Consider the following 8,292-nt stretch of genomic DNA (forward strand, 5'->3'; position numbering starts at 1 on the left):
AACAACTAGAATTAAAGAAGTTCAGATGCCCCAAAATTTAAGTTAAAATACTTCCCCCCATTAGTTTCTGAAAGCGATAATCTAACTCCGCTTTTAATCGTGGCGACTGACTCAAATCTCGATCCTGTAAAATCACCTTCTCTGCTGCATCCCGCGCGATCGTCAGTACCTCGCCATCTTCAGCTAAACTGGCTAAAGCAAAATCCGCCATCCCCGATTGGCGGGTGCCTAGCACCTGCCCAGGGCCGCGCAATTGCATATCCATCTCGGAGATCCAGAAGCCATCTTGGGACTGTTCTAGCACTTGTAAACGTTGCTTGGCGTTGCTCGAAGTACTACCACTCATCAGCAGACAATAGGAGCGATGTGCGCCCCGCCCGACGCGTCCGCGTAATTGGTGGAGTTGTGACAAACCGAAGCGTTCGGCATTTTCAATCAGCATCACCGTGGCATTGGGGACATCTACGCCGACTTCAATCACAGTTGTCGAGACGATGATTTGAGTGACGTTATCGCGGAATGCTCCGAGTGCGGCATCTTTATCTGCTGAACTCATCCGCCCGTGGAGTAGCCCAACTTGATATTGGGGGAATATCTCAGTAGCTAATCGTTCGTGGTCCTCTGTGGCGGCGCGGAGATCGAGTTTTTCGGACTCTTCTACAAGGGGCAACACGACGTAGATCTGTCGCCCTTGGGCGATTTCACGATGCATGAGTTCGTATGCCTGACTCCGCTGGCGGCTATTAATCGCATTTGTTTGAATTGGCTGTCTGCCGGCTGGTAATTCGTCAATCTGGCTGACGTCTAAATCGCCGTGGAGGGTGAGGGCGAGGGTGCGGGGGATGGGTGTAGCGGTCATTGTCAGAACGTGCGGCTGGGAGCCTTTTTGCTGCAATTTAGCACGCTGAAAGACACCGAAGCGATGCTGTTCGTCGATGACGACTAAGCCGAGATTGCGGAAGTTGACTTTATCCTGAATTAAAGCATGGGTGCCAACCGCGATCGACAGTTCGCCCGTTTCTAGCTCGCTATAAATCTTCCGGCGTTTGGCGGCTTTAGTGGAACCAGTCAAGAGTTCGACGGGGAGATGGAGCAGATTGAACCAGCCGACTAGTTTGCGGTAATGTTGTTCGGCTAAAACTTCCGTCGGAGCCATTAAGGCTGTTTGATAACCCGACTGAATCGCGGCGAGAATTGCCATCACTGCCACCACTGTTTTCCCCGAACCGACGTCTCCTTGAACTAAACGATTCATCGGTGCGGGCTGTTGGAGATCGCCTAAAATTTCACTCACAACTCGCTGTTGAGCGTTGGTGAGTTGAAAGGGCAACATCTCCCTAAACCGATCGATTAATGCGCCAGTGGGCGTAATCATGGCTTGAGTCTGAATCTGACGCAATAGATGGCGACGTTGTAAAAAGCCCAATTGCAGATAGAAAAATTCATCAAAAATCAATCGCCGCCGCGCAGATTCTTTGGCATCGCTATCTGTGGGAAAGTGAATATTTTGAATCGATGTTACTAAATCCACCAAGCCATATTGCTCGCGCACGACTGTGGGCAAAGGATCTGTTAACTTATTCGCCGCCGGCAAAACTGTCACTACCGCTTCGCGGACTGTTTCGGCGGAGATGCCTTCAATTAATGGATAAACTGGTAACACGCGGCCAATTTTGAGCGAAGAAACACTGGCATCGGCATCGGCTAGGACTTCAATTTCGGGATTGTCTAAATTGATGCCATATTTACCTTGCTTAACTAATCCCGATGCAGCAATCCAACTGCCGACGGGATATTTACGTTTTAATGATTCTTGCCACCCGCGCCCACTATAGCGCGTCCCGGCATAAAAGCGGCTGATTTTCAGTTGTCCGGTTTCGTCTTTGATGGTGATTTCTAAGACGTTAAGTTTTTTGTTTTTGGGACTGGTGAAGAAGTTAATTTTGCGGACGATCCCGACTAGAGTTACGGTCGTTCCTGGTTCTAGTTCGATAATATTTATCTGTTTGGCATAGTCGATATAATCACGCGGATAGTAATATAAAACATCCTTGACGGTTAATAATCCCAGTCTGGCTAAAATTTCCGCCTTACGGATGCCAATTTTGGGAAGATCGCGCAGATAGCGATCGAGTGTTAAGGTCGGATCGTGATGAGTCGTCTCAATTGGTGCGGGTGAAACCTTGGGAATTGCTGGCGATCTATTTAGACTTAGTTGGGGACGAGATTCACTAACTGCGGCTAAATTTGATGGCGATCGATCGATTTGTGCGTCTGCTACTTGTTTAGCGATCGTTAGAAATTGACTAGCTTTAGCAATTAATCCTTTTCGCTCTGCTAATGTCAGCTCATGATACTTAGCAAATTCAAAGGCTAATTCGCGCCAATGTTGGCGATCTTTGAAGCTAGTATGAGTTGGCGGTTGACCGAAACTCAAGCACAAAAATTCACCGAAGCGATATTGTTGCCCGACTAAATCAGTGTAGCCATATTGCGCTTCGATCGCCAAAGCTTTTTGAATTCTTAACCAGTCTGGTGCTGCGGACATCGATTCTCAGTAAAGTAAATAAATAAAAATCGACTTGTCACTAATTAATTCTCAAACCAACTATTGCGCCAAGCTGATTCTGCTTCGGCAATTTTTAATTCTTGTTGTTTATGAGAATATTCACGTTTTAACATCCTAACTTTATTCGCAATTCGATCGATGTTCTTACGTAAGCCTAAGACATTAACATCTGCAAATTCAACCTCTGTCAACCGGAGGTAGAGACTATGAATCTGCACGAGCTGCGGATACTCATCTCGATCTTCGAGACTAGGTTCGTTACCCATCCAAGCCGACTGTTCGGTGCCATTGGCAGCTTCACCAACTAATGGATGATCGAGCTGTGACTCATCCATTTCTTGCTCTAGTAAGATACTTAATAAATTGGGAACATTGGGCATACTTTCGCCCCGCCGATCTGCTTCGGGACTTGCTTCTAAAATCGGCTTGGGAATATTTGCTGGCATGACTCGGGCCTGTTGTAAGAGGAGATTTACTTTATAAGAAATTTCCTTCAAACTATGAGTTATTTCTGCTTCTAAATTTTGTTGCCAAGTCGATAGGGAAGTCGGCGTAGCAAACCAGTCAGTTGGCATCATCGAGATCGAAGTTAATTCTCCAGTTGGTTCATCATCATCACTATGACGATCTTTTAGAGTTGATGGTATAGATCGAATCATCAAGTTATTGATAACATTACCAATAACGCGTTGCAATGTTTTGAGTAATTGAGATCGCTGATTATAATTTAATTTTAAAAAAGCGTCTGGATAGCAGGTCGTACATAAATAGTAACAACTCTGAATTGACTGTTGCTTGAGTGTTGGTGACAACGCCGCAAAATAACTCTGATAGGTAGTATTTAGTTCCGTACCGATTTCACTACTAACTTTTTTGAGGTGAATTAAATCTTGTCCGACTTGTTCGATCGATCTAGCCATATTAGAGTGAGGGATGAGGGAATCGAAATTATTATGTGAATAAATATAAAAAACTGAGCATCGATCCAGTCGATCGAACGTTGCCATCAAATATGTTGAAATCACAGAACCGATCGGCAAAAAGTTGAGATCGTGGTGACAGCAAGGCAAGCTATTCAGTTAGAATAGGGTTTCGAGCTAAAGATAGCAGCACCGATTTGATGGTTGAGTTTCTAGGCTATCGCCATATTTTCGAGTGCTGATCTCTGCCTAGTATTCCCTAGTTCGCTTCCTTTCGTAACCATAACTTTTCCATACCATGTCTGTCATTACTTTGGATTCCGAGCCTCAAACCACGATTACACCATTACTAGGCATGAGTTTAGCAGAATTGACTACCTGGGTGCAGGAGCAAGGACAGCCAGCTTATCGGGGCAAACAGCTATATCAATGGATCTATCAGCAGGGTGCCAAATCGCTAGCTGATATTACCGTATTTTCCAAGCAATGGCGCGAATCTGTTAAAGATACCCCAATCGGTCGATCGAAGATCCATCATCGGGCTGTCGCTAGCGATGGTGCAGTTAAGTACTTACTCCAGCTTCAAGATGGCCAAATCGTCGAAGCTGTCGGCATTCCCACCTCCAAGCGGTTGACGGTGTGCGTATCGTCTCAAGTCGGCTGTGCGATGGCTTGTACCTTCTGTGCGACAGGCAAGGGCGGATTTACTCGCCATCTCTATCCCCATGAAATTATCGATCAAGTATTGACAGTGCAAGAAGATTTTCAGGAGCGTGTCAGTCATGTCGTCTTCATGGGTATGGGCGAACCATTGGCCAATTTAGGGAATGTCGTCACAGCGGTTAATTGTATCAACAAAGACATCGGCATTTCCCAGCGATCGATTACTGTATCGACAGTGGGTATTCCTGGCAAAATCCACGAACTCGCCGAACACGAACTCCAAGTCACCCTCGCTGTCAGTCTTCACGCCCCGACTCAAAGACTCCGCACCAAATTAGTCCCGACTGCGGAACATTATCCGATCGACGATCTGCTCGATGAATGTCGTGATTATGTCCGGATTACGGGTAGAAGACTGAGCGTCGAATATATCCTCCTCGCTGGTGTCAACGACGATCCCGCACAAGCAGCCGAATTAGCGACTAAACTCCGTGGTTTCCAAACCCATGTTAATCTAATTCCCTACAACCCGATCGACGATGCCGATTTCGATCGACCCACACCCAGAGATATCAAAGATTTCGTCGATGTCCTCGAACGCCAACATATCGCCGTCAGCGTCCGTTATTCCAAAGGTTTAGGTGCTAATGCTGCTTGTGGGCAATTACGGGCAAATCGAGTTTAGGGTTTATTCGATCGGGACGTAAATGGCGCGCGCCGTGTAAATAGGGATGATAAATCTTCGCATCGGCGGGGAGATGGGCGTGGATCAGGAAGCGGATGCAACGAGCGAGACTGCCTTCGACGTGCATTTGTTGGACGTCCATCAGGGCGACATCTTGCCAATTAGGATAAATGCGACGGGCGATGGCGGCAGGAAAGACCGCATCTAAATCCTTGGTAGCCGTAAAGATGACACTGATGATGCGATCGGGATCGATCCGATTGCGATACTCTAATTCTTGTAAAAGTTCGCTAACAGCAATAGAGATTGCGCTCTCTGTGTTTTCACTTGCTGTCGTCGCCCCTCGAATTGCTCTCATCTGCCACTCCACGCCATCACCCTCCGCAAATTTTTATATAGGTCACACCATTTAAGGACGATATAACCACAAAGGTTGTCCGCTAGTGCTTAATTCAAATTGTACCCAATCTGCGGCCGATACTACTGTTGAGAACCCAGAAACTTGACTTTGTAATATTCTAGTTAATAAAGGTTTTCGCTCTTCGATCGTCTGAAGTTTAGCCTTTTGGGGATCTAATCCGGCTAATTCCGCTGCCCATAGTCTGGCATCCTCTTCCGATCCCAGTCGATCGACCACCCCAAATTCTACTGCTTGTTCGCCAGTAAAAATCCGACCATCGGCAAAAGTTCTCACCGTTTCGGGATCGAGATGGCGAGATTCGGCCACAGTCTGGACAAATTGCTCGTAAGTATTATCGATTAAACTTTGGAGAATTTGTTCCTCTGGGGCAGTTAATTGGCGATCGAACGACAAGATATCTTTATAAGGGCCAGATTTAATTACCTGAAACGAGACACCCACGCGATCGAGTAACTTCTCTAAATTATTACCGCGCAGAATCACGCCGATACTGCCTGTAAGGGTGCCAGGATTAGCCATAATGTACGGCGCACCCATCCCGATATAGACACCCCCAGAAGCCGAAATATTGCCATAACTAGCAACGATTTTGACCTTCGATTGCAGGCGTTGGAGTGCTTGATAAATCTCGTACGAGTCGCCGACAGTTCCACCAGGACTATCGATCCGTAGTAACAAGGCAGGATATTTGCGTTCCTCGACTTCTTTGAGTGCCTTCAACACGGCCTTGCGCGTACTACTCCCGATCGCTCCAGCAATTTCAATTCGGGCAATTTGTTTTGTAGCTTTCTGATTAAACGGCCAGAACATAAATTAGGGGTTAGGTGTTAGGGGTTAGGGGTTAGGGGTTAGGGGTTAGGGGTTAGGGAGAAGAAAGCACGCAGTTCCAATTCACTATTCCCTGATTACTAGCAGAGTTTATAAAGAAAATATACAATTTGTTAAGAGCCGCAATTTAAGTATTCATGCAGTTAAAACAGCCCTCAGACTCCTTCAGCTTAACACCGATTTTGTTGGTCGTGCCCTTTTTTCTATGGGGGACAGCGATGGTGGCCATGAAAGGGGTGATGCCACATACAACGCCTTTGTTCATGGCTGCAATCCGATTGATGCCAGCGGGGCTGTTGGTATTGCTGTTTGCGGCAATCCCGCTAGGGGGAAGCGATCCCCGTGTCAAGCGATCGCCGCCGCAGAGCTGGCAAGCGTGGGGGTGGATCTTGCTGTTTGCACTGATCGATGGGACGTTATTTCAGGGGTTTCTGGCGACTGGACTGGTGAGGACGAATGCGGGATTGGGTTCGGTGATGATCGACTCGCAGCCATTGGCAGTAGCCGTGCTCTCCGCTTGGTTATTTGAAGAGCGAATTGGCGCGATCGGGATTTGTGGGCTGGTGCTGGGAGTACTGGGGATTAGTTGTATCGGGTTGCCAGTAGAGTGGTTGAGTCAGATTGCCACTAGTCCCTTAAATAGTCAATTCGATCTGTCGGGATTATTCAATCGCGGTGAATGGTTGATGCTCCTAGCTGCCCTGTCAATGGCGGTAGGCACGATCTTAGTCCCGTTTGTGACCAAATATGTCGATCCGGTGATTGCTACGGGCTGGCACATGATTCTCGGCGGGGTACCATTGGCGATCGGTTCGTGCTATTTGGAGTCAAATCAATGGATGGCAATTACTAGTTCTGATTGGCTGGCGATCGCTTACTCGACAGTATTTGGTAGTGCGATCGCCTATGGGTTATTTTTCTACTTTGCGGCCAAGGGTAATCTGACTAGCTTAAGTTCTTTGACTTTTTTGACACCAGTATTCGCGTTATTATTTGGCAGTTTATTTTTGGGAGAAAGCCTCGATTTACTCCAATGGTGTGGCGTTTCCCTTACGCTAGTGAGTATTCTATTCATCAATCAACGAGACTATATCTGGAGTCAACTAACTGGCGTTCCGGTAATTAACGATCGACGGATCCAGATCGATGCTATTCCCAGCCAATCGATCGTCACCACAGTTCAGACAATATCGACATCTGCCGAATCATATTCACCCGAAGAGTAATTCTTTTATTTCGATTCAAATCTTGGGCATACTGAAAGCGAGGATTCTGGCGCGGTAATAAGTATGCATTTGAAAGAAAAATTAGCTAACACTGCTTTGATGTCGATCGTGCCTTCATTCTGGCTGCTATTAACGATCGCTATTTATTGGGAAACAGTTAGTCTCAATTGTCAACCCAATCCAGTCCAAGTAGTCTGTAAGATTTCTGGAGAAACCGTTCCTGGCGAAACTAGAGTTTTGGAAATTCCCAAGGCACAATTAGCCGGGATTGATATTATCGATCGCCAACGGAAAGGAAAACATCGGATTGGTTTAATTACGATCGATAAAACAGAGATTCCCTTAACAAGAAACTGGAGTGGCGATGCCACAGTTCAATTAGAAGGTCAAATCGAGCGAATTAGGACATTTATTGCCGATCCACATCTGACCACACTGAATGTATCAACTCATCGACGTCTCCCTTTGTTCCCACTAATAATGACAGGGGGTATCCTCTGGTTTCATGGTTTATGGTTCAAGAGAGTATGGCTTGTGTCTAAATAAATTTTTCATCTTTAATCGCCAGCCAATCTCAAGCAATCGATCCAAGCTTGCGGATTTTGGAAATGGACATTATGACTGCAAGTGGGGACAATTTCGATCGTAATCTGCGGACACGAGTGCGCGATCTGACGATTTATCTCGACAAATTTCCGATCGAGTGCGCCGACGATTAATGAAATCGGTCGATCGTGGCGTTTTAACCTATCGCCCAAATATGGCTGCATTCCCAATCCAGCATGTTCTAATGACTTAATTAGATCGTCCGCTCGATTCGTCGCAATTCTACGTTGAATAAGCTGGTCAAAATTTGGATGCTTGTCAATGCCGACAAATATCGATTGTCGATACCAATCTCTAACGAAATCAGCTAAAGAATCGGTTTCTAAGCGATCGATAATTTGCCAATCCCGAATCACTCTGGCTTGTCGATCGAC

Annotated in this window: 7 protein-coding genes and 1 pseudogene; 3 read left to right on the plus strand and 5 right to left on the minus strand. The window is 46.4% G+C overall.

Annotated features, from left to right (window positions below):
• Positions 1-37: 37 nt before the first annotated feature.
• Positions 38-2,548 (minus strand): ATP-dependent DNA helicase RecG, encoded by a 2,511-nt coding sequence (recG, locus tag RMO27_RS21765; RefSeq protein WP_309736529.1) that lies wholly within the window; start codon positions 2,546-2,548, stop codon positions 38-40.
• 44 nt (positions 2,549-2,592) lie between these two features.
• The gene (locus RMO27_RS21770) at positions 2,593-3,489 is read right to left on the minus strand and encodes a hypothetical protein (protein ID WP_309736531.1); all 897 of its coding nucleotides are present in this window, start codon (positions 3,487-3,489) and stop codon (positions 2,593-2,595) included.
• A 298-nt stretch (positions 3,490-3,787) separates the two neighbouring features.
• Between RMO27_RS21770 and rlmN the strand changes: the two genes are divergently transcribed.
• Positions 3,788-4,837, plus strand: a complete 1,050-nt coding sequence (gene rlmN / locus RMO27_RS21775) for a 23S rRNA (adenine(2503)-C(2))-methyltransferase RlmN (RefSeq protein WP_309736532.1) — start codon at positions 3,788-3,790, stop codon at positions 4,835-4,837.
• Here the strand turns inward: rlmN and aroH are convergent.
• Both aroH and sppA read right to left on the minus strand, forming a co-directional pair.
• Positions 4,797-5,195, minus strand: a complete 399-nt coding sequence (aroH, locus tag RMO27_RS21780; protein WP_309736534.1) for a chorismate mutase — start codon at positions 5,193-5,195, stop codon at positions 4,797-4,799. The two genes, rlmN and aroH, sit on opposite strands and share 41 nt — an antisense overlap.
• 51 nt (positions 5,196-5,246) lie before the next feature.
• Complete coding sequence (gene sppA / locus RMO27_RS21785) at positions 5,247-6,068, minus strand: signal peptide peptidase SppA (protein WP_309736536.1); 822 nt, start codon at positions 6,066-6,068, stop codon at positions 5,247-5,249.
• Positions 6,069-6,223: 155 nt separating this feature from the next.
• On the opposite strand from sppA, the gene RMO27_RS21790 reads away from it, so the two are divergent.
• Complete coding sequence (locus tag RMO27_RS21790; protein WP_309736538.1) at positions 6,224-7,312, plus strand: DMT family transporter; 1,089 nt, start codon at positions 6,224-6,226, stop codon at positions 7,310-7,312.
• A 63-nt stretch (positions 7,313-7,375) separates the two neighbouring features.
• Positions 7,376-7,858 carry a hypothetical protein gene (locus RMO27_RS21795; RefSeq protein ID WP_309736540.1) on the plus strand — a complete coding sequence of 161 codons (483 nt, stop codon included), beginning with the start codon at positions 7,376-7,378 and terminating at the stop codon, positions 7,856-7,858.
• A gap of 11 nt (positions 7,859-7,869) precedes the next feature.
• Here RMO27_RS21795 and RMO27_RS21800 read toward each other — a convergent pair.
• Positions 7,870-8,292: pseudogene (locus tag RMO27_RS21800) on the minus strand (2-succinyl-6-hydroxy-2,4-cyclohexadiene-1-carboxylate synthase); the annotation flags it as partial.

Source organism: Chamaesiphon sp. OTE_75_metabat_556, assembly GCF_031378165.1.
GTDB lineage: Bacteria > Cyanobacteriota > Cyanobacteriia > Cyanobacteriales > Chamaesiphonaceae > Chamaesiphon.